This is a genomic window from Pseudomonas fluorescens, from assembly GCF_902497785.1.
Classification (GTDB): Bacteria; Pseudomonadota; Gammaproteobacteria; order Pseudomonadales; family Pseudomonadaceae; genus Aquipseudomonas; species Aquipseudomonas fluorescens_BO.
The window spans coordinates 72,979-93,180 of sequence record NZ_CABVHK010000020.1 but is presented as its reverse complement, the minus strand read 5'-3'; the positions used below and the strand labels follow the sequence as shown (position 1 = coordinate 93,180).

Here is a 20,202-nt window from a genome sequence, read left to right as displayed (position 1 = left end):
CGTTCAAACCTGAGGGAAGCGTTTATGCAGGATGCGGATTCGTTGAAGCCTGGCTTCATGATCATTCATGGCAATCGTCTGGATGATTTGCGTGAGCTGGCGGTGAACTGGATGCAGCGCTACCCGTTGGCCCCGCTGGAAAATGAAGTGGTGCTGGTGCACAGCAACGGCATTGCTCAATGGTTGAAGCTGGCGCTGGCCGAAGATCCTCATAACGGTGGCTGCGGAATTGCAGCAGCGTTGGATGTGCAACTACCTGCGCGGTTTCTGTGGCAGGCGTATCGGTCTGTATTGGGGGCTGAGACGACACCTGAGTCCTCGCCACTGGACAAGACCGCACTGAGCTGGCGCCTCATGCGCTTGCTGCCTCAATTGCTGGGCAAACCCGATTTCAGCAGCTTGCAGCGTTTCCTTCAGGACGACGATGATCAGCGCAAGCTCTACCAGCTTTGTGAGCGGCTGGCGGACCTGTTCGATCAATACCAGGTCTATCGTGCCGATTGGCTGGAAGACTGGGCGGCCGGGCGGGATCAGCTCAAACACATCAAGGGCGGTGTGAAGCCACTCGAGCCCGACAACCTCTGGCAGGCGCAGCTATGGCGTGAAGTGTTGGCGGACGTTGGCGAGGGTGCGCTTGAACAGAGTCGCGCCGGTGTTCACAAGCGCTTTGTCGCACACCTGCGTGAAGCAGGGCAGGCCCCGGCCGGGTTGCCTCGGCGTGTGGTGGTATTTGGCATTTCATCCATGCCGGCACAGGTTTTGGAAGCTTTGGCCATACTCTCGCGCTACAGTCAGGTGTTGCTGTGCGTGCACAACCCTTGTCGTCACCATTGGGGCGATATCGTCGCTGACAAGGACTTGCTCGGCCATGCCTATCGCCGTCAGCCAAACAGAAGTGCTTCGATGACGGCGAGCCAACATGGCCAGCCGTTACTCGCCGCGTGGGGCAAGCAAGGTCGCGACTACATCAATCTGCTCGACCACTATGACGAGCCGGCGAGTTATCGACACCTGTTCGAAGGCCTGAACGGCGGGCGTATCGATCTGTTCAATGACGAGCCACCTTCAAGCCTGCTGGGCCAATTGCAAAGCGACATTCTTGAATTGCGTCCTTTGGCTGAAACCCGCGAGGTATGGGCCCCTGTCGATGTGGCACAGGATCGTTCGGTACGGTTTCACGTGGTCCACAGTGCGCAGCGTGAAGTGGAAGTGCTGCACGACCAGTTGCTCGCTCGCTTCAGTGCCAATCCGCAGCTAAGCCCGCGTGATGTGATTGTGATGGTGCCGGACATCAATGCCTACGCACCCCACATCGAAGCCGTGTTCGGTCAGGTGCCGCGTCATGATCCCCGTTATCTTCCCTTTACCCTGGCCGACCAGGGGCAGCGCGGGCGCCAGCCATTGCTGATCGCGCTCGAACACCTGCTCAAACTGCCCCATAGCCGCTTCGCCGTCAGCGACATTCTCGACCTGCTGGATGTACCGGCGCTGCGTGCGCGCTTCGGTATCGCCGAAGCCGATGTGCCGATCTTGCAGCGCTGGATTGATGGTGCCGGTGTGCGGTGGGGGCTCGATGCCGGGCAGCGCGAGAGCCTGGATATGCCCGCGGGCCTGGAGCAAAACACCTGGCGCTTCGGTATGCGCCGCATGCTGCTGGGCTACGCTGCCGGCCAGGGTCCTGAGTTCAATGGCATCGAGCCCTACGATGAGGTGTCCGGACTGGAAGCGGCACTGGCAGGGCCTTTGTTGACCTTGCTTGACCACCTGGACATTGCCCGCAGGGACCTGCAACAACCGGCCACACCTGTGCTGTGGGCCGAGCGCCTGCAATCGCTGTTGAAGGTGTTCTTCCGCCCGGTGGGTGATGCCGAAGAATTGCTGGTCAACCAATTACTCAAGCTGCTCGATGACTGGTTGCGCACCTGCGAGGCCGCACAGTTCAGTGAACCACTGCCGTTGAGCGTGATGCATGAAGCCTGGCTTTCGGGGATTGAAGAGGGCGGGTTGTCGCAGCGGTTTCTGGCGGGGGCGGTGAACTTCTGCACGCTGATGCCGATGCGGGCGATTCCATTCAAGGTGGTGTGCCTGCTGGGGATGAACGATGGCGACTATCCACGCCAACAATCGCCTGTCGATTTTGACCTGATGCGCAACGATTATCGTCCGGGCGATCGCTCGCGACGCGAAGATGACCGCTACTTGTTGCTTGAGGCGCTGTTGTCTGCCCGGGAACAGCTGTACGTCAGCTGGGTGGGCCGCAACATCCGCGACAACAGTGAGCGAGTGCCTTCTGTTCTGATCGGCCAACTGCGTGATCACCTGGCCAGTGGCTGGCAGTTGGCGCAGTCAACGGCGACGCCCGAGTCGCTGCTGCATGCCCTGACTCAGGAGCATCCGCTACAGCCTTTCAGCCCTGCCTACTTTGCCGACCAGCCCGGGCCCGACGGGCTGTTCACCTACTCACATGAGTGGCGCGAGGTGCATGAGTCCCGGACCGAACAACCAGCGGCCAGCCTGCTGCCTGAGTGGGTTCAAGACACGCCATTGACCCTGCGGCAACTGGACGGGTTTGTCCGTGATCCCGTCGGAGCATTCTTCCAGCAACGGCTCAAGGTCAAATTCGACAATAACGAATTGATCAGCCGCGACGACGAAACCTTTCAGCTCGACAACCTTGAGAATTGGCAGCACCAGGACAGGCTCAGCCAGGCGCTCAAGCGTTGGGTTGAGGAGGACTATCAGCCTGAAGGCGCAATGGCTGAGCTTGATCTGCACGTTCAGCGCTTGCAGCGCGAAGGCAAGTTGCCGATGGGCGGGTTCGGGGCGTTGAGCGCAGCGTCACTGGCTGAACCGCTGCCCGATATGCTGGCGCGTTACCACGCGCAGTTGCAGGCGTGGCCCGAGATCGAGGAGGGCCAGACCGCGGCAACGATCGCTGCAAACACATCGACCCCGGGGTTGCATGACTGGCTGGGCGGCATTCGTCGTAATTCGCAAGGTGAGCGAGCGTACTTGCAACTGGACAGCAAGAAGCTGATCCGAAAGGACCGTTTCGAGTGGCATAACCTGGTCCGACCTTGGGTGCGGCATCTGGCGTTGCAGTTGAACGATCAGCGCTGCACCACGGTTCTGGTCAGTTTGAACGGCGATGTGGTGTTTCGGCCATTGTCTGCAAAACAGGCGCAGGAGCAGTTGCAGTCGCTACTCAACGCTTGGGTGGCGGGTATGCGCGAACCATTGCCGGTCGCCTGTAAAAGTGCATTTGCCTGGCTGGAAGGCGGTGGGCAAGCGTCGGACACTGCACTCGACAAGGCTCGTGAAAAGTATGAAGGCAACAATTATCAGGACCCCGGAGAGGCGAAGCGATCATTTCCGCTACGACGGGCTTATCCCGATTTTGACTCGCTGTGCGCCGCCAAGGTATTCCCGAAATGGGCTGAAGTTTTGTACGGCGGGTTGTTCAACCACCTTTCTCCGAGCCGCGCAGGGAGCGACCAATGCAGCCAGTAAATCTCAACCCCCTCGACTTTCCCTTGCATGGCAGCCGATTGATCGAGGCGAGTGCGGGTACGGGCAAAACCTTCACCATCGCTTTGTTGTATGTGCGCCTGGTGTTGGGACACGGTGGCGAAAACGCTTTCAAGACGCCGCTGACACCGCCGCAAATACTGGTAGTAACCTTTACAGACGCGGCCACTCAGGAGCTGCGCGACCGAATCCGTGCGCGCTTGACCGAAGCGGCGCAGTGCTTCCAGGAGCCTGATCGCAAGCATGACAAGTTGCTTGAGGAACTGCGTGCCGAGTACCCCACCGAGCAATGGCCTGATTGCGCGCGCCGGCTGCAATTGGCGGGTGAGTGGATGGATGAGGCGGCGGTCTCGACGATCCATGGCTGGTGCTATCGGATGTTGCGTGAGCACGCGTTCGACAGTGGCAGCCTGTTTACTCAAACACTGGAAACCGACCAGAGCGAGCTGCTGGCGGAGGTGATCAGGGATTACTGGCGCAGGCACTTTTACGCGGTGCCAGCCGAACGGGCCAAGGTTGTCGCTGGCTGCTTCAAAAGTCCTGCGGAGCTGCAAAAGGCGTTGAGCCCGCTGCTTTCACGTTCAAACGCCAAGTTCCAGCAGGCGGGAGCACTGATCGCCGCTCCGGCGCGACTGGATGCTCTGTTGCAAGCCCCCATTGATTGGAAGGCCGAATGTGTTGCCCTGGAAAGTCGCGCAAGAGCCGCGTGGTCGGATGATCTGGCTGGCGTGCAGGCGGCGCTGCAAGAAATGCGAAAGGCATTGGACGGAGGTTCGTACGGGAAAAAAACCGATGAATTGTTCGACCAGATGCTTTCCGGGCTTGCCGCCTGGAGCCAGGGAGCGCCGGCAACCGTTCATGTACGCAAATGTGGGCAGACCCGGTTCAGCTTGAACAAAGGCGGGGTGGTGACGCCGCACCCGGCTTTTCAAGCCATTGATGCCTGGGTCGATCATGAGAACACGCGCCTTGATGTTCGGGCACAGTTGCTCTTGCATGCGCTTCGGGAAGTGCAGCTCACCTTCGACGCAGAGAAGGTGCGTCGCGCGCAGATCGGCTTCGATGATTTGCTCAATCGTCTCGACCGAGCGCTGCAAGGCCCGTCCGGACCTCGTCTGGCGCAGACCATCCGCACCCAGTACCCGGTCGCCTTGATCGATGAGTTCCAGGACACCGACCCGGTTCAATATCGGATTTTCGAAACCATTTATCGCATTCCCGACAATCTGGATGACTGCGGCCTGTTCATGATCGGCGACCCGAAACAGGCGATCTATTCCTTTCGCGGTGCGGACATTTACACCTATCTGCAGGCGCGTGAGGCCACGGCAGGCCGTCATTACACGCTGGGTACCAACTATCGCTCCACCAAGGCGATGGTCGCCGCGGCCAACCACTGTTTCGGGTTCGCTGAAGCCCTGCCGCGTGGCGCGTTTCGGTTTGCCCAAGAAGGCCTGGGCAATCCGGTGCCGTTTATCGGCGTCAATGCCAAAGGGCGCGACGATGTGCTCCAGATCAGTGGTGAAGACCAACCGGCCTTGACGTTCTGGCATCTGGAAACCGATGGCGTGATCAATAACGCCACGTACTTGCGTAAAGCCGCAGAAGCGTCGGCCTCGGCGATTCAGGCCTGGCTGGATCCCACCGCAACTGCCCGTTCCGGTTTGCGCAATAGCAATGGCGATCTCGTTCCTTTGCGGCCTGCCGATATCGCCATTCTGGTGCGCAACCGCAAGGAGGCGGAAGCCATTCGCAAGGCCTTGGCGCGTCGGCAGCTGGCCAGCGTTTATCTTTCCGACAGGGACTCGGTCTTCGAAAGCGAGGAGGCCAAAGACCTGCTGTATATCCTGCGGGCGTGCGCTCAACCGACCAGCGATCGGCTGGTTCGAGCGGCAATGGCGACCCGCAGCATGGGGTTGGCATGGCAGACGCTGGAGCAGTTGAACCAGGATGAGTTGTTTTGGGAACAGCAGGTATTGCTGTTCCGGGACATGCGCACGCTGTGGCAGCAACAGGGTGTTTTGCCCATGCTTCGAAAGCTACTGGCCACGTTCAAAGTGCCGGCGCGTTTGCTCCTTGAAAATCAGGGCGAGCGTCGCTTGACCAACTTGCTGCATCTGGCCGAATGGTTGCAACGCAGCGCCGCCGAACTCGATGGCGAGCATGCGTTGATCCGCCACTTGGCCGAGCAGGTTGACGGTCAGAGCGAGGAAGAAATACTGCGGCTGGAAAGCGATTCGGACCTGATCAAAGTCGTCACCGTGCACAAGTCCAAGGGGCTGGAATACCCGTTGGTGCTGCTGCCGTTTGCGTGCAGTGCCAGGGAGATCGATGGCAACAGCAAAACCCCGCCGATGTTCCACGACGACCAGCAAGCATTGGTGATTGAACTGGTCAAGGGCGACGAGGCCAAGCCGGCGCGAGGCCTGGCCAACGTTGAGCGTTTGGGCGAAGAGATGCGTTTGCTCTATGTGGCATTGACTCGAGCCCGTTATGCCACCTGGATTTGCATGGCTGCGCAGGCAAAAATCGGCAATGCCAAGGGCAAGTCGACTGATTTGCACAAGGCAGGCCTGGGTTACCTGTTGGCCGGTGAAAAGCAGGTAGCGCCGGATCAACTGCCGGCATTGGTCGAGGCGTTGGCGGAAGGCTGCAAAGACATTTCGGTGAGTCCAGCCCCCGTCTCGTCCGACAAGGTTCATCAGGCGTCAGCTCTGCCGCCGGTTGGCCCGGCATTGCGGCCCTTGCACACGCTCGCGACGAACTGGTGGATTGCCAGCTATTCGGCCTTGGCCATCGCGGATGGCAATGTCCTGGTGGGCGCAGAGCCGGGTGTCGGTCTTGAGCCTGCAACCGCCATTGAAGCCAATCTGCGAGAGGAGGACCAAGCCGAAGTCGTGCCGGCGGGTCCCGGAATCCATGGCTTCCCTCGAGGCGCCGACCCAGGGACATTCCTTCACGGTTTGTTTGAATGGGCCGGGCGCGAAGGGTTCGGCAAAGCGTGCGGTAATCCTGAAAAACTGCAGGAAACCGTGGCGCGACGGTGCAATTTGCGCGACTGGGAATCCTGGATCGAGCCTCTGTCCGACTGGCTGGGCAGCTATCTGAATGCGCCACTGCGATTCAACGGTACCCAGTTCAAACTCTCGACCCTGAGCACCTATCAGGTAGAAATGGAGTTCTGGTTTTCCAGCCGCGCGGTGAATGTTCAGCGCCTTGACGCGCTGGTGCGGCAATACACCTTGGGCGGTGCTCCGCGTCCTGTGCTGGCCGCCAATGAGTTGAACGGCATGTTCAAAGGCTTCATCGACCTGACGTTTGCACATCAAGGCCGCTACTACGTGGCGGACTACAAATCCAACTGGCTGGGCAGCAACGATCAGGCCTACGACGCCGAAGCGATGGCGGTGACAATGCTGCAAAAGCGTTACGACCTGCAGCTATGCCTGTACCTGCTTGCCTTGCATCGCCAGCTCAAGTTGCGCCTTCCCGGTTATGACTACGAACAGCATATGGGCGGGGCGTTGTATCTGTTCGTCCGTGGCCATCAGGCACCGACACAAGGCGTTCATTTCGAAAGGCCGCCGCGGCAGTTGATCGAACAGCTGGACCAACTCTTCATGGGCCAACACGCGGAGGCCAGCGCATGAGCCAGACCCTTAAGCAACTGAGCAACAGTCAGCGCATTGTCGATCACCCGGCGTTGTCCGTTGGTGATGCCAGCGGCGCCGAACTCGTGCATCAATTGGATAACTGGGTGAGCCGTGGCTGGTTGCGCGCGCTGGATCGCTCATTCGCCTCCTTCATTCTTGAGCAGGACCCTCAGGCCCGGGCCAGTGTGTTGTTGGCCGCCGCTATGACCAGCCACCAATTGGGCCGTGGGCATTCGTGCCTGGACCTGGCCGCCACGCTGCAAGCCCCTGACTTTGTATTGTCGTTGCCGCCTGACGGCGAGGAGGGCAGCCAGCTTCCGTCACATTGGCTGGTGGGCCTGGACGTCGGGCAATGGCGCCAGGTGCTGAGCCAGAGTCCGATGGTGGAAGACCGGGACGGGCAACAGCGCTTCCCTGAGCGGCCATTGGTGTTGGCGGGGCAGCGTCTGTACTTGCGTCGATACTGGAACTACGAGCGCAGCGTGGCCGAGTCATTGGGTCGTCGCTTGAGTGTGGATGCGGTGACTCCGGTCAGTCTGTCCAGTCGGCTTGATGCGATGTTCCCGGAAGTCTTCAAGGTCAACGGTGAACGCTGCAGCGACTGGCAAAAAATTGCCTGCGCGCTGGCGGCACGAGGCAATTTCAGTGTCATCACCGGCGGCCCGGGAACCGGCAAGACAACCTCTGTCGTGCGTTTGCTGGGGCTGCTGCAGACGCCCGCCGTAGAGCAGGGAAAACCTTTGCGCATCCGGCTTGCCGCGCCCACTGGCAAGGCGGCTGCACGCTTGTCCGAATCGATTGGCAAGGCCGTCAGAGCGTTGCCTGTCAGCGCCCACGTGCGCGAAGAGATCCCGACCGATGTGTCTACATTGCACCGCCTGCTGGGCAGCCGACCGGATTCGCGCAACTTCATTCACCACCGCAATAAACCGCTGGAGCTGGATGTGCTGGTGGTCGACGAAGCGTCGATGATCGACCTGGAAATGATGGCTTGCCTGCTCGATGCATTGCCCCCGCAAGCCCGCTTGATTCTGTTGGGTGACAAGGATCAGCTGGCGTCGGTGGATGCCGGTTCTGTGTTGGGTGACCTCTGTCGGAACGCCGAAATCGGCGGCTATAGCGAGCAAACCACGGCCTGGTTGAAAGTCCACAGTGGCGAAACGATCAGCGCACCAGGATTGCAAATGGCCGTCGGCCCGGGCGATCCACTGGCCCAGCAAACCGTCATGCTGCGTTACTCCAGACGCTTCGACGCCGAGCAAGGGATCGGGCGCCTGGCGAAGCTGGTCAATGAGAAAAACGCCCCTGAAGCACGAGCGCTGCTCGGCCAGCAATTACCGCAACTGTTCAACCTCAAGGTGCGCGGCGAGCATGAGGCGGCGCTGACTCATTTGATTATCAACGGCAAAGGCGATGCCCCGGGTTATCGTCATTACCTTGAGCAGCTACGAGACCAGCGGCCTGCGCGCGATAGTGCGTGGGACAGCGACGTCTGGGGCGTTTGGGCTGGCAAGGTATTGACTGCATTCGATGAATTCCGCCTGCTCTGTGCGCTGCGTCGCGGCCCGTGGGGTGTCGAGGGGCTGAACCAGCGAGTGGCCGCCGAGCTGCGCCGCTGTGAGTTGTTGTCGGGGGATCAGGGTTGGTACGAAGGGCGACCGGTACTGGTCACGCGCAATGATTACAGCCTTAGCTTGATGAATGGTGACATCGGCATTGCCCTCTGGGTACCAGGTCCCTGCGCAGAGCGGGTTCTACGTGTCGCCTTCCCGCGAAACGATGGCAGTGGTGGCGTACGTTTCGTGCTGCCGAGTCGACTGGTGGAGGTCGAGACAGTCTTCGCCATGACGGTGCACAAGTCCCAGGGGTCGGAGTTCAACCATACGACCCTGGTGTTGCCCGATGCGTTGAACCCTGTATTGACCAAGGAGCTGTTGTACACCGCCATCACCCGCGCCAGGCATTGGTTCAGCCTGGTCGAAACCAGCCCGGGTGTGTTTGAAGGGGCGGTGAGTCGCAATGTGCAGCGCACCAGCGGCCTGGCACTGCAACTGCAAGACGAACTGACCGAACTTCAACGCACCTGAGTCGGTGCGTTCAGGCATTTGTAGCCTGGATACTGCGCTTCAGCGGTGACCTTTGCCATTGAGGAGGTCACCGCCTGAACCGTGATGGTGAAGTTGGCTTGAGGTCCGGCAGTCGCGACCACACGTTGCATGAAGGCTCGGTAGGTTTTCATGGCGTTTTTCTCAATGACTGTGGGATTAATCGTCTTCGCCGTTACCACGGGTGCGGGTGGTCTTTACCGCTCGGCCGAGCGCAAAGAGCACCATGTCGATGTTCACCACGAATCCCGGTTCCGAATCCTGACGCCCTTTAAAGTGCTTCGAGAGCCAGCCTTTATAGCGTTCGATGCAGGCGACATCTTTGTCCCAGTTGATCTTCTTGCGTTTGGCTTTGACCGTGGCAGAGTCCGGGGTATCGATCTGTTCATACAGTTCGAAGGCGCGAAGAACGTGCTGATCGACAATGGATTCCGAGCGATCAGCCAGATGCCGACCGAATTGTCTGAATACCTGGCCAGGGCCGTTAATCAGCGATGTTGGTCTGACATCTGCGGCACCCTTGATGATGTGCGCCACTTTCTGCAGGTCGCCGTTTTTCCAGACCAGGGCGTAAAGGAGTTTTTCCAAGGGCGTTTCAAGTCGGGCGCTAAGGTCGGCATGCAGGCGCAGATCCTTGTCGACCTTACCGGCCATGAGGGAACTGATGTCCTGGGCCGTCAACTCAAGCTGCAGTTCTGGATACTTGGTACGGTCCATTTGCCATTTTTCCAGCAAGGGATCGGAGTTCAGTATCTGTTTCAGGTCGGACACGTTCTTGGCCTTCAGGATTTCGCTGAACGTGGTTTCCACCAGCTTCAGGGCTTGCGAGTTATTCAATGTCGAGTTCTCTCGTGGGGAATGCTGCAGAGCTTAATCGCCGGGCGCGACAGATCATGTCGCAACGCGTCAGCGCCCGGTCTTTTTTTTGAGGGCGATCGCCCGTGGCAAGGTTGGCGTGGGCGAGGCAGTCGAAAGGGGCCGGTATCAGTCATATAACCAGGGTTTCAACTCCTTCAGGTTCTCCACCACGATCTGCTGCGCCTCGGGTTTGGGGTCCATGTTCTTTGGATCAATCTGATAGCGCTGCAACACATACTTGACCAGCGCCTGACGACTGAGAATGTGCAGCCGCCCATCGGCCATCCCGAAATCCCCCTCGATAATCGCTTTCTGCAATAGTGTCAGACGTTCATCGGGCTTGATGATGACGTTGACTTCACTGTTCCATTGATCGTCGCCCGAGATGCCATTCTCGGTTTCGCCATCCATCAAATCAGGTACACCACGCAGTCGACTCAGCACAAAGTCTCGGTACTCGCGGTTTTTTTCGCAGTAAGCGCGCACATGCCAGCGCATGCCTGTGTAAACCAGAGTATGCGGCGCGATGGTTCGCCCTTCAGGCTCCGGGCTGTTTAGCGAAACGTAGTCGATGTCCAGGCGTAGATGCTCCCGGCAAGCCTTGAGCAGTGGTCGCAGTATCTCAGCCTTGATTGAGCGATCAGGCACTTCCAGTACTTTGGTATGGGCGTAGGCTAACGCCAGCCCCTCAACGTGCGGCGCTCGAGCATTGTTCTGGTAAAGCAGGTGCAGGTAGGCGCTGGCGCTGTCATCGATGAACAGTGGCTTAAACTGTTTGCTCGGCACGTACCCCTTGATCTGTCGATCATATGTAAGGTTTTTAGGCGCATGCTCGGTGATGTAGGTGTTGATGTCCTTTGATGCTTGCTGGCGGCTGATGCCGAAGCTCTGCGTCAAGTGCACCGTGGTCAGCCGGCCTTCCCACCATGCGACAGTTTCGATCAATCGGTAGCGAAGGGCGAGGTCCCAACGGACCTGCTCGATGGTTTGCTTGCGTTTCATGTCGCCTCCATGTGATTGAATACTTTACCTGTATAAGTCTACATTCTAGACGTGTCGCTAAACACTACATATCGTGACTCTGGCAAGTTTGGAGTTGACGACATGAGGGACATGTTTATGGATGGTTGGGATTGGACAGCGTCGGTAGCGATGCTGATGCTGTTGATGATCCTGCTGATGCTTTTTGTGCAGTATCTGCAGACTAACAAAGCCTGGAAATTGCTCGAACATTGGCGTGCAACCACAAAGGAGCGCCAGCAGCGGTTGAGCGGGCAAGCCGAGGAGATTCGTGAGTTGAAATCGGCACTTCGGGCGCAGAAGGCCCATGTGGAGCAGTTGCAGCGCAAGGTGGAGATTCTGCAGGCTTTGTTGCCTTAGGTGTGAGGGCACGAGGGCCTTGAGTGCCCAGTACGGCGTTCACTATTCCGTTTTATTTACGACTAACAGGTATTTCCATGCCCTGGCTGCCGCACCCCTTTACATTCAACTGCCCCCAATGCCACTGGCATAAAACAACGGTGCCAACCAGCGATGCGCTGGGTGAGGGCAAAGATTGTTTTTCGGCTTGCCCTTCATGCCAGCACGTCGACCTGGATGTCCGGCCTGCGACGGCGCTGGGTGAGGCAGAGGCCGTGGTCGAGTACAGCGAAGAATTTGCCGCCATGATCCTCGAACAGGAGGCGAATGGCTGTTTCCAGGAAATTGATGTTGACGACATGCTCGCAATGCTCGACCGCATGATCCTTGAGGCCCAAGGCTTGGGCAGTGTGCATTAGCTCTCCAGGCAGAGCGTCAACAACTGATCCAGCTTGCAGGCCGATATAGCCAGATGCAGCAATCGCGATACTGACTGCAGAAGTCAGAGCTGGACCACCGGGTAGCAGGCATCTCCCCAGAGCGTGTCGGGATTATTCAGCATCAACTCAATGATCAACGGGACCAACTTGCCGAGCAGGCTGCTGCAGTCACGTAATTGGGGTCGGTTGATGCTGCTGTTCCAGGTGGCGCCGCCGTGCATGATCTGATTGCGCAGGGTGTAGATTCGATTGAACAGCACGGCAAGCACTTCAGCGGTATCACGTTGCGCCAGAGCCGACTGTGCTCTACGTCGGCCTGCTGCGAAGCGTTCGGTCCATTGCGCTTGGGTGATCTTGCCATTCTGGTAATCCCAGAAGCTCTGAAAAACGTACTGATTGTCCAGCAGCACCCGAATGCTTCCAGAAAACTCCGACCACACCAGCTTCTCGATCTGCCGTTCGCGATCCAGATCGCAAAGCTTGCTCAGGAACGCACGGAAGGTTTCCTGCTCGGACAGCCGATAGTTCTCGTCGATGTCAGTGGCATAGGCCGCGTTGAAGGCGATCCACAGGAAAACGAAACGGCCGTCGGCGTCGTCCGCCTGCTCGGCCCGCTGCAACCAACTCAAGGAGCGGTGTACACGCAGGGTTAGATTGACGTGGTGATTGTCGCGTTCAAGACGGTGGCGTGCCTTAAGGGTCTGGTAATTCATGAGGGCTGGCTCGTTAAGACAGGGGGAGAAATAGTGGTCAGATCGCGGTGTCATGCAGGGACAGGCTTTGGCGCTGACAGTCAATCAAGGCCTGGCGCAAAGACGTCGGCTCATCGACACGGATGGCGCCGGCCTGTGACAGCAACCACCATTTCAGCTCCCAGCTATCGTTGACCGTCGCGGTCAAGCGAGCGCCGTCTGGTTCGACCACCAGAGTCATATCCTCTGATAACGGCGTCTCACGCAGGCGTTTGGCGAGGGCAGGGTCGACCCAGGCACGCAATTCGATTGCCTGGGAAATACCGAACTGCATGGCACCACTCTGGATGTAATTTCGCAGGTCAAAGTCCACAGGACGACGGCTAGGTTGACCCTGAATCGTGACTGCTTCGAAGCGATGAGCGGCATAAAGTCGGACATCGTCAAATGTGTCGGCGCAGGCCACCAGATAGGTGATTTGCCCGCGTTGGACCAATCCCAGTGGGTTGAGCGTCAGCTCATGAACGCGGTTTTTATTCGCCGATTGATAGAGGCAGAGCAACTGAAAGTCTTCGAGCAACGCTCGCTGAAGCAGGTCTAGATGCTCTGCCTTGATGTCGGGGGCAATCAGATTAAGCGTCGGTTGTACGCTCGCTACCTTATCGATCCAGCGCGCCGAAGCACTTTCCTCGCTCAGTACCTTGAGTTTCTGTCGCGCTTGGTTGAACCGAGGCTCCAGGCTTTTGAGCATCAGTCCGGGTACCAAGGGACGAATGCTGTCTTCCACCAGACGCAGAGTTAATGCCTCTCCCACCGTAATGCCAGGCAGGTCAATGGATCGACCGGGTTGCCAATACCAACCATAGGGTGTGCCTTTATCGTTGCAGTGCAGTGGAAACAGGCTCGATAGCTCGTTGAGGTCTCGCTCAACTGTTCGTTTTGTCGTGCGGTGGCCGGCTTCTTCCAATTGCTGGTGAAGTTCGGCGGCGGTCAGGCCGGGGGCACGATTGGGTAGCAGTTTGAGCATTTCCCATTGGCGGGAGATGGTTCTGCGGGTCGAGTGCGTGGGCAACGCTCGCTTCCTTACTATGGCTCACGGAGAGAGGAGCATGGCGCGAAGCTCGGGTAATATCAACTGGCCATAAGTGTTAGGGCGTAAGGCCAGGTTCCAGTGCATCCGGCTGCGCGAGCATAGAGGGACAGGTGTAGGGGCTGGAGACATGCAACAACAATTGAATAGCCTGTAGTTTTTCTGGCTATATGCCACTACGATGACTTTTTTTTACTGCGCAACAGAGCCTGGGCGCCATTAGACCGTCTGGCTTCACCGAACGAATGATCAGAGGCAGGATGGCCTCTTTCAAGGAGATGGAATGCACGAGAATACTATCCAACTGCTGCGCGAAGAGTCTTGCCGGCTGCTACAGGTAGAAATCGAACTGCTACAGAGAATGAAGACTGCCAAAGGTGTGGTTGTCGATGAAAAAGCCGATGAGCACCAGACCTTTTCCTCCGCCAGCATCGACAAGGATCTAAAGATGCTGCAGGGCGAGGCCAGGAAGCTGGAGCGCCTTGAGATGGTTCTGGCAGTGGTGGGTACCATGAAGGCCGGAAAATCTACGACCATCAACGCCATTGTCGGTACGGAAGTCCTGCCCAATCGCAACCGCCCGATGACAGCGTTGCCGACCCGTATTCGTCACACACCCGGAAAAAAAGAGCCGGCCCTGAGTCTGGACAACAACCAGTCGATCAACGATCTGATTGTGCAATTAAAGCAGGCCTTGGAGAACACCCCTGCTGGAAATCAATTGCTCACGGCGACTGATCACGACAAGGACATGAGCGAACTGTTGGTCGATCTGGCGCGCATCGTTGTAACCAGGACCGTCCTCTGACCGACACCAACGCACGAACGCTTGCCAACGATTGCTATACGCTTTGACCGTAGCGAAGTGGCCACCGGCAAACAGATCCTTTAGCGCTTGTGGGCCGGCGTAACTTAGTTGGCGACCGTAGCCGAAGTTGCGACCATCACGCCGACCGACCAAGGCCATAATCATCACCGTCTTCGTTTTTTTGCAGAAAGAGCAGTAAGGCTTTCCAGTGGAGGCTGGGCCTGTCTACCTGCTGCCAGTGTTGGGTGCATCAGGAGGGTGTTCTCGTGGTATTGCAGCAGTGCCCCTTCTCACGCAGTTGCTCAATCAGCAGGGCGAGGTAGGCAGGCTCAATTGGTGGCGCTCTAGCGCGTGGCAAAGGCGCCGGCACCAGTCCAGAATGAGTGGCCACGCGAATTAGTAGCGAATATCAGTAATTAGCTATTTTTCCATTTGTTCCTGAGGCTTTTTATCGAGGAACGCAAATTGGCCTTTTTGGCTTCAGGAGTTAGTAAACAAACGGATCCACGAGGTAGGCCAAAGACCTTCTCAATGTTTGATTGAATTGTTTTAACGGATGCATCACTTCGAGCTACCTTAAATCTAGTGCCAATAGGTTTTTTATCCAGTCCAAGCTCTGTATCGTCGTAGTCAGCACTAATCTCAAGTTTCCACTTGAAAGGTTTGCTGCACAACGTTCTACTCGGCTTGCTGATACGGTCGATTTTTACCTTGTAACCGTCAAACTCAAGGTCATAGGCAATGTGGTCTTCAATCCTTTTTACGTTGATTGAATTCCAGGTTGTCCAGTCTGCCGACTTGGTTAAAACCTCAATTAGACAAGATAATGGCTTTTTCTCGTCACGGTTCAGCATTAGAGAGTCCGACAAGTCCAGCCTGCTGCGTGCAGATACGGCAATGATTTTATCGTTTGAATCTAAGCAGATTATCTTTGAGTGTGCTGGCCATTGAATCATTGTTCACAACTCCATGTCTTTTTTGTTGGCTTTCAAAAATATGACGCTGCACATTTTAGACGCGGCATCATTAGACGGCCCTCAGCCCCAGTTTTTTAGACCAGGGCCGGAGCGCAATTAACTTAAAGTTCAGCCATCAGCGCGGCGACGATTTTATCGTGACGAACCTGGATTGCATCTTGATCCCAAACGCTACCAGCGTTGGCAAACTTCGCTATTTCCCGTTGTTGAGCGTTGTGCTGGTAGGTTGCCAGTTTCTCGGCGAACGGGATGTTTCCCACTGCACAGTTGTGGGATTTGGACACCAGCAGGTAATTGCCGAGGCAGTTCAAGTATTCGCCTTTGAAGATTTCGTCGTAGGTACCGTAGCCATGTGGGCGGGTTGTGGGCTCGGTGGAAGGAGCGATATGTTCCAGCTCTGGACGCTTGATGTCGCTATAGCGCTGCGGCTCGTAGCCGCGTTGACCCTGACCTTTCAGGTGCACTTCATATTTCCATAGCAGGTGCTTGGCGGTCGGGTGACCGATTTCAACTTCCAGCGCCTCCGCCAGCTTTTCGTTGTTCCAATAGGCCCACCACCAATTTTTTGTAGTCTTGAGGTAGTCGATGAGTTCAAGGACCGGATCTATCGACGGCGTGTCGCTTGTAAACGCCTCGTACGCATCATTGATGCGGGAAGTGATATCCGCACGGGTGCCAATCAAGCGATGGCGGATGATCAGGCTCTCAAAGGCGACGCAAAGCTGGTTCTTGTCCGATAGGGGAAGTCCAAAGCGGTAGGCCTTGAGAATAAATGGCAATACAACCGCGATACCGCCCAAAGTCACCAGTGAGTGGATCGGAAAACTGTTTCGCTCGTCATCACCGAAAAAAACCGACAAATGCTCGAAACTGATAGCCAGTGAATTGGTGAAATCTTTCACAAATTCAAGAGGCGCCTCTGCTGCTAGCATCTTGTCAATCCGGTCCAGCGCGCCGCTTTCCCATAGGGAATTGAAGTGAACGCGCAAGGTGTACTGCAGCACGTCGTCTTCATTGATCCGGTATTCAATCCCCGAGATCGACTTGTAGATGGTCTCGAAGCGATTCTGGATCTCTTCGATAAGGCTGTCTTTCGCTTGTTGGTCTTCGCCATGAAGATGGATGGCATACATGAATTGCGCCTTCACCACCTCCAGGTTGGACGGGCGCTTGCCGCGGTTGTTCTGGAAGATGAACATCTGGATGGCTTCAGCCTCGTCTCGCACCGGGTGCGTACTGCACGATGCATGGGACACAATCCGCAGCATGTCGGTCAAGTAGGCTTCAGGCTGAGCGCCCAGCTTCTTTTTGAAGAAGTCGAACGCATTGATGAGTCGTTGGGCGGATGTGGTGAGCGAAGCAGGGGCGGCCGTTCTGGACTGGTTGATCACATAATCGACAAAGGTCTGGTTGTCGTAGTCGACCGTCTTGAAGCGGATCTGACTTTCCCGTTTGATCATGTCTTTGTAGCGGTCCTGCTCGTCTTCGGTCAGGGCGCGCTTTGCTTGCAGGCATGCGAACAAAGCCGCCAGAAACAGCGTGATCGTGGTCAGGCGCTGCTGGCCGTCAATAACCCGATACTCTCCCTGCGTCTGTTCAAACAGGAAATGGCCGAAGTAATAAGGGCTGCGGGAATTACTGCTGCGGTAGGCTTCCAGGTCGGAGAGAAACACCTGTGTCTGGCTGGCGCGGCTCGAACCTTCGGCTGGCGTGTCCCAGGCATAGGCGCGTTGGTACGCGGGCACTACGATGCGGTTGTTGGCCAGCATGCTGCGAATGGTTGACGAGGCTTCCACGGGGTATGTCCTTATGAGCGATGGCGTTTTGCCTCATGATCGCTTGAGTTGAGATTTTTTGCATGCTTGAGCACTACATTTCGCTCGGCTCCGTCAACATCCTCCCACGCAGCCCTCGACGGCTAACCTTTGCCTAGCGCCAGCTGGTTGACGTGCTCTTGAAGTGCGGTGAGGTCTTCCATGATGCGCCCCAGTGGGTAGACATGCCCGTTCAGCATGCCTGAGCGCTCCATGGCGTAGTAGTCGTCCTCCAGTCGAGGAGAATTGTCCTGGTCTGGAATCAGATTCAGCTCACCACTGACACATCGGCCGTAGTGCACCGTGGCACTGTTGTAGAAGACCGACTTGAGCGCTATCACGTCATCGAGCAATTCAAGGTCGTTCTTGGCAGTTGCGCCCACGTCATGCTGTAGGAGCATTGCTAGGTCGTACCAATGCCGCGAGATTCGGTCCTTGTCCTCAGAGATGAGCTTGTTGCACTGCGCATTAATCAGAGTGACCTTCTCCCAGAAGGTCCTGGCCGGCGAGAGAACCACTACCTTCTCGGCCTTTGGGAAGGCAATGCCTTCGAATAGCTCAGCAATGTCTGGCTGAATGGAGTGGACCGCATTCGGATTGATGATGTTTCAACTGCAAACGACTGGTCAGGTGTCCGGTGAGCTCACCGTATAGGCACGACGTTGTGATCCCTGGTTTGATTGATTGCAGATGCCGACAGGTTGCCAGTGGCCGCTTTCTGGAGGTGCTCACTCCACCAAGCCATCATCGGACGCCGGCTCGATGTAGTCAGCTCGGTTGTAAGCGCTTCGGACTTCGTCCTTGTCGACATGCGCCAGCGCGACTTCGATTAGCTCCGGATCTCACCCATGCTCGTTCAGGATTGTGCTGGCCATGGAGCGCATTCCGTGGCTGACCAAGCGGTCCTGAAAACCCATTCGCTTCAAGGCCATGTTGGCTGTTTGGCTATTCGCGTGGGTGCGCGGGTTTCTATCTGACGGAACACATATTCCCTGTGGTCGCTATGGTTCTTAAGCGTCTCCAATAACGAGAGTGTATGTTCGGTCAGCGGGATTGTGTGCGGACGACGCTTTTTCATTCGCTCCGGAGGAATGGTCCAGATGCGTTTGTCGAAGTCGATGTCCGCCCATCGAGTGGTGGCAGCCTCGGCAGGGCGTGTCATTGTATGAAGTTGCCATTCGATCAGGCAGCGGGTCGTCCGCTTGATGTTGGCGTTCGCGATTTCCATCATGAGCTTGGGAAGCTCATCAGTTGGTAGCGCGGCCATGTTCTCTTTTTTGGGTTTCTTGAAGACCGCTCGAATGCCGCTGAGAGGGTTGGCAAAGATCATTCCGGAATTGACCCCGTAGGTCATGATCTCGTTAAGGCGCTGGCTTACCCGCTTCACGGTCTCGAGGCTACCTTTGGCCTCAATCGGCCGAAGGAGCTTGATGACCATCGGGGCATTCACTTCTGATAGCGGTGTTGATTTCATGCTCGGAAATACATGCAGCGTGAGTGAGCGCCAGATGTCTTCGGCATACGCCGGGGTGACGGAATTCTTCTTCAATTCGAACCACGCGGTGGCTACGTTCTCGAACGTATGTTCCGTTTCCGCTCGTTTGGCTTCCTGCAGTTCATTACGCTGAGCTTTGGGGTCAATGCCCTGCGCCAGCAGCTCTCTAGCCTCAAGTGTTTTCTTCCTGCCTTGCGCAAGAGAAACCTCGGAATAAGAGCCGAGTGTCATGTTGATTCGATTCTTGGTGACGGGATGCCGGTAGTTGAAATTCCACTGCATCGAGCGATTGACTCTGACACGGAGCTGAAGCCCGTCGGCATCGGTGAGGACGTAATCCTTGTCTCTCGGTTTGATCGACTTGAGCTTGCGGTCGGAGAGGCGGGTGGTTTGAGCGCACATGAGAAGCACTTCATGACACTTTTTGGTATTCCCAGGATTAGCCCTGGGTAGCCGGGAATACCATTGGGAGTACCAAATCGCTTGGAACTCTAAAACCTCGAAACCACCCAATAGCCCTAAAATTCCCGTATTTACTGGATTTCAGGCACAAAAAAAGACGTCCGTGGACGTCTTTTTTTGTTGAAGTGGTGGAGCCGGGGGGATTTGAACCCCCGTCCGCCAGTACTCCGCTGTCGGTACTACATGCGTAGCCGTGTCTATTAAGTTAACCCTCAGCGACCCGACGGGCAGGGTGCTTTGGGCGAGTTGTGTAAGTTTTAGCCGATTCGTCCACAACGTACTGCACGGCGATTCTGTTCTATATGACAATCACTTCGAGTTTACAGACATCCTCTAGTGATTGCTGGACCCGAAGGTACCAGAAGCTCAGGGTCTAAGGCTGCTTACGCAGCGATGGACATTTCCTGGCCGTAGTTTTCGTCATTGGCAACTATAAGTAGTTGCAACAGTGGATTTACGAGTTCTGTTACCAACTCGGCATGCACCTAAAGTTTCGCAACCGGCGTCGAATCCTAAACGGCCCCGAGCCTGTTGCTCGGTGAATCTTGATGAGCAACAAGCCTGCGCAGTGTACGCCAACGCGGCTCAGAAGGCCAACCCGAAGGTTGGCCTTGAGCGGCTATCAGCTTTTACCGTCTTTGTTCGCGTTCTTGATTTCCTGGATGGTCTGGGTGGTCTCGGAAATGCATTTCTCGGTGCCTTCCTTGGTGTTCATCGCCTGGTGAGCTTTGGCTTGCTGCACGCTGGCTTCAACGCGGGCACTGATTTCCGGAGCCTGAATCTGTGCCTTGGCATTGGCGATGGTCTGCAGATTGGTTTCGCAGAGATCCTCAGAACCACCGGCCGCAAACGAAGTGGACGCCATCATGGAAGCAGTAACGAACAGACCTAACAGTACAGAACGTTTCATGTGTATCTCCT

The 20,202-nt window shown here is 56.7% G+C and carries 15 protein-coding genes, 1 other RNA gene and 2 pseudogenes; 5 read left to right on the top strand and 13 right to left on the bottom strand.

From position 1 onward, the window contains the following. The first annotated feature begins 24 nt into the window (after positions 1–24). From recC to recD, 3 genes are read left to right on the top strand one after another with little or no spacing between them, the layout of a single operon-like run. Positions 25–3,510: an exodeoxyribonuclease V subunit gamma gene (gene recC / locus F8N62_RS26040; RefSeq protein WP_150713358.1), complete on the top strand. Its 3,486-nt coding sequence runs from the start codon at positions 25–27 to the stop codon at positions 3,508–3,510. Then, a complete protein-coding gene (gene recB / locus F8N62_RS26035) occupies positions 3,498–7,178 on the top strand; it encodes an exodeoxyribonuclease V subunit beta (RefSeq protein ID WP_150713357.1) in 3,681 nt (1,226 codons plus the stop codon). The genes recC and recB overlap by 13 nt, the downstream gene beginning before the upstream one ends. Beyond that, entirely contained in the window at positions 7,175–9,268 is a 2,094-nt protein-coding gene (recD, locus tag F8N62_RS26030) for an exodeoxyribonuclease V subunit alpha (RefSeq protein WP_150713356.1), read from the top strand. Before recB ends, recD begins: the two co-directional genes overlap by 4 nt. Here the strand turns inward: recD and F8N62_RS31595 are convergent. The 3 genes from F8N62_RS31595 to F8N62_RS26020 all read right to left on the bottom strand — a co-directional run bounded on the left by F8N62_RS31595 (position 9,256) and on the right by F8N62_RS26020 (position 11,146). Beyond that, positions 9,256–9,420 carry a hypothetical protein gene (locus F8N62_RS31595; protein WP_191632444.1) on the bottom strand — a complete coding sequence of 55 codons (165 nt, stop codon included), beginning with the start codon at positions 9,418–9,420 and terminating at the stop codon, positions 9,256–9,258. The two genes, recD and F8N62_RS31595, sit on opposite strands and share 13 nt — an antisense overlap. A gap of 25 nt (positions 9,421–9,445) precedes the next feature. Continuing rightward, a complete protein-coding gene (locus F8N62_RS26025; RefSeq protein ID WP_150713355.1) occupies positions 9,446–10,123 on the bottom strand; it encodes a hypothetical protein in 678 nt (225 codons plus the stop codon). 147 nt (positions 10,124–10,270) lie between these two features. Then, positions 10,271–11,146 carry a helix-turn-helix transcriptional regulator gene (locus F8N62_RS26020; RefSeq protein WP_150713354.1) on the bottom strand — a complete coding sequence of 292 codons (876 nt, stop codon included), beginning with the start codon at positions 11,144–11,146 and terminating at the stop codon, positions 10,271–10,273. Between the two features lie 102 nt (positions 11,147–11,248). Between F8N62_RS26020 and F8N62_RS26015 the strand changes: the two genes are divergently transcribed. Further along, positions 11,249–11,524: a hypothetical protein gene (locus F8N62_RS26015; RefSeq protein WP_150713353.1), complete on the top strand. Its 276-nt coding sequence runs from the start codon at positions 11,249–11,251 to the stop codon at positions 11,522–11,524. A gap of 194 nt (positions 11,525–11,718) precedes the next feature. On the opposite strand, the gene F8N62_RS31590 is transcribed toward F8N62_RS26015, so the two are convergent. From F8N62_RS31590 to F8N62_RS26000, 3 genes are all read right to left on the bottom strand, one after another. After that, positions 11,719–11,919, bottom strand: coding sequence for a hypothetical protein (locus tag F8N62_RS31590; RefSeq protein WP_191632443.1), 201 nt, complete (start codon positions 11,917–11,919; stop codon positions 11,719–11,721). Between the two features lie 86 nt (positions 11,920–12,005). Beyond that, complete coding sequence (locus F8N62_RS26005) at positions 12,006–12,656, bottom strand: HEPN domain-containing protein (RefSeq protein ID WP_150713352.1); 651 nt, start codon at positions 12,654–12,656, stop codon at positions 12,006–12,008. A 37-nt stretch (positions 12,657–12,693) separates the two neighbouring features. After that, on the bottom strand, positions 12,694–13,707 hold the full coding sequence (locus F8N62_RS26000; protein WP_150713351.1) for a helix-turn-helix transcriptional regulator: 1,014 nt from the start codon (positions 13,705–13,707) through the stop codon (positions 12,694–12,696). A 301-nt stretch (positions 13,708–14,008) separates the two neighbouring features. Between F8N62_RS26000 and F8N62_RS32195 the strand changes: the two genes are divergently transcribed. Then, entirely contained in the window at positions 14,009–14,533 is a 525-nt protein-coding gene (locus F8N62_RS32195; RefSeq protein ID WP_150713350.1) for a dynamin family protein, read from the top strand. Here F8N62_RS32195 and F8N62_RS31985 read toward each other — a convergent pair. The 7 genes and pseudogenes from F8N62_RS31985 to F8N62_RS25955 form a co-directional block, all read right to left on the bottom strand. Next, positions 14,486–14,692, bottom strand: a pseudogene (locus F8N62_RS31985) (integrase); the annotation flags it as partial. The gene F8N62_RS32195 and the pseudogene F8N62_RS31985 sit on opposite strands and share 48 nt — an antisense overlap. 257 nt (positions 14,693–14,949) lie before the next feature. After that, positions 14,950–15,489, bottom strand: coding sequence for a hypothetical protein (locus F8N62_RS25980; protein WP_150713349.1), 540 nt, complete (start codon positions 15,487–15,489; stop codon positions 14,950–14,952). 122 nt (positions 15,490–15,611) lie between these two features. Further along, entirely contained in the window at positions 15,612–17,306 is a 1,695-nt protein-coding gene (locus F8N62_RS25975) for a DUF262 domain-containing protein (RefSeq protein WP_224791415.1), read from the bottom strand. 122 nt (positions 17,307–17,428) lie between these two features. Further along, positions 17,429–17,926: a nucleotidyl transferase AbiEii/AbiGii toxin family protein gene (locus F8N62_RS25970; RefSeq protein WP_224791417.1), complete on the bottom strand. Its 498-nt coding sequence runs from the start codon at positions 17,924–17,926 to the stop codon at positions 17,429–17,431. 41 nt (positions 17,927–17,967) lie between these two features. After that, positions 17,968–19,221, bottom strand: a pseudogene (locus tag F8N62_RS25965) (integrase domain-containing protein). A gap of 186 nt (positions 19,222–19,407) precedes the next feature. Next, positions 19,408–19,805: a transfer-messenger RNA gene (gene ssrA, locus F8N62_RS25960) on the bottom strand. A gap of 98 nt (positions 19,806–19,903) precedes the next feature. Continuing rightward, positions 19,904–20,191 (bottom strand): hypothetical protein, encoded by a 288-nt coding sequence (locus tag F8N62_RS25955; RefSeq protein WP_150713347.1) that lies wholly within the window; start codon positions 20,189–20,191, stop codon positions 19,904–19,906. Between the last annotated feature and the right edge of the window lie 11 nt (positions 20,192–20,202).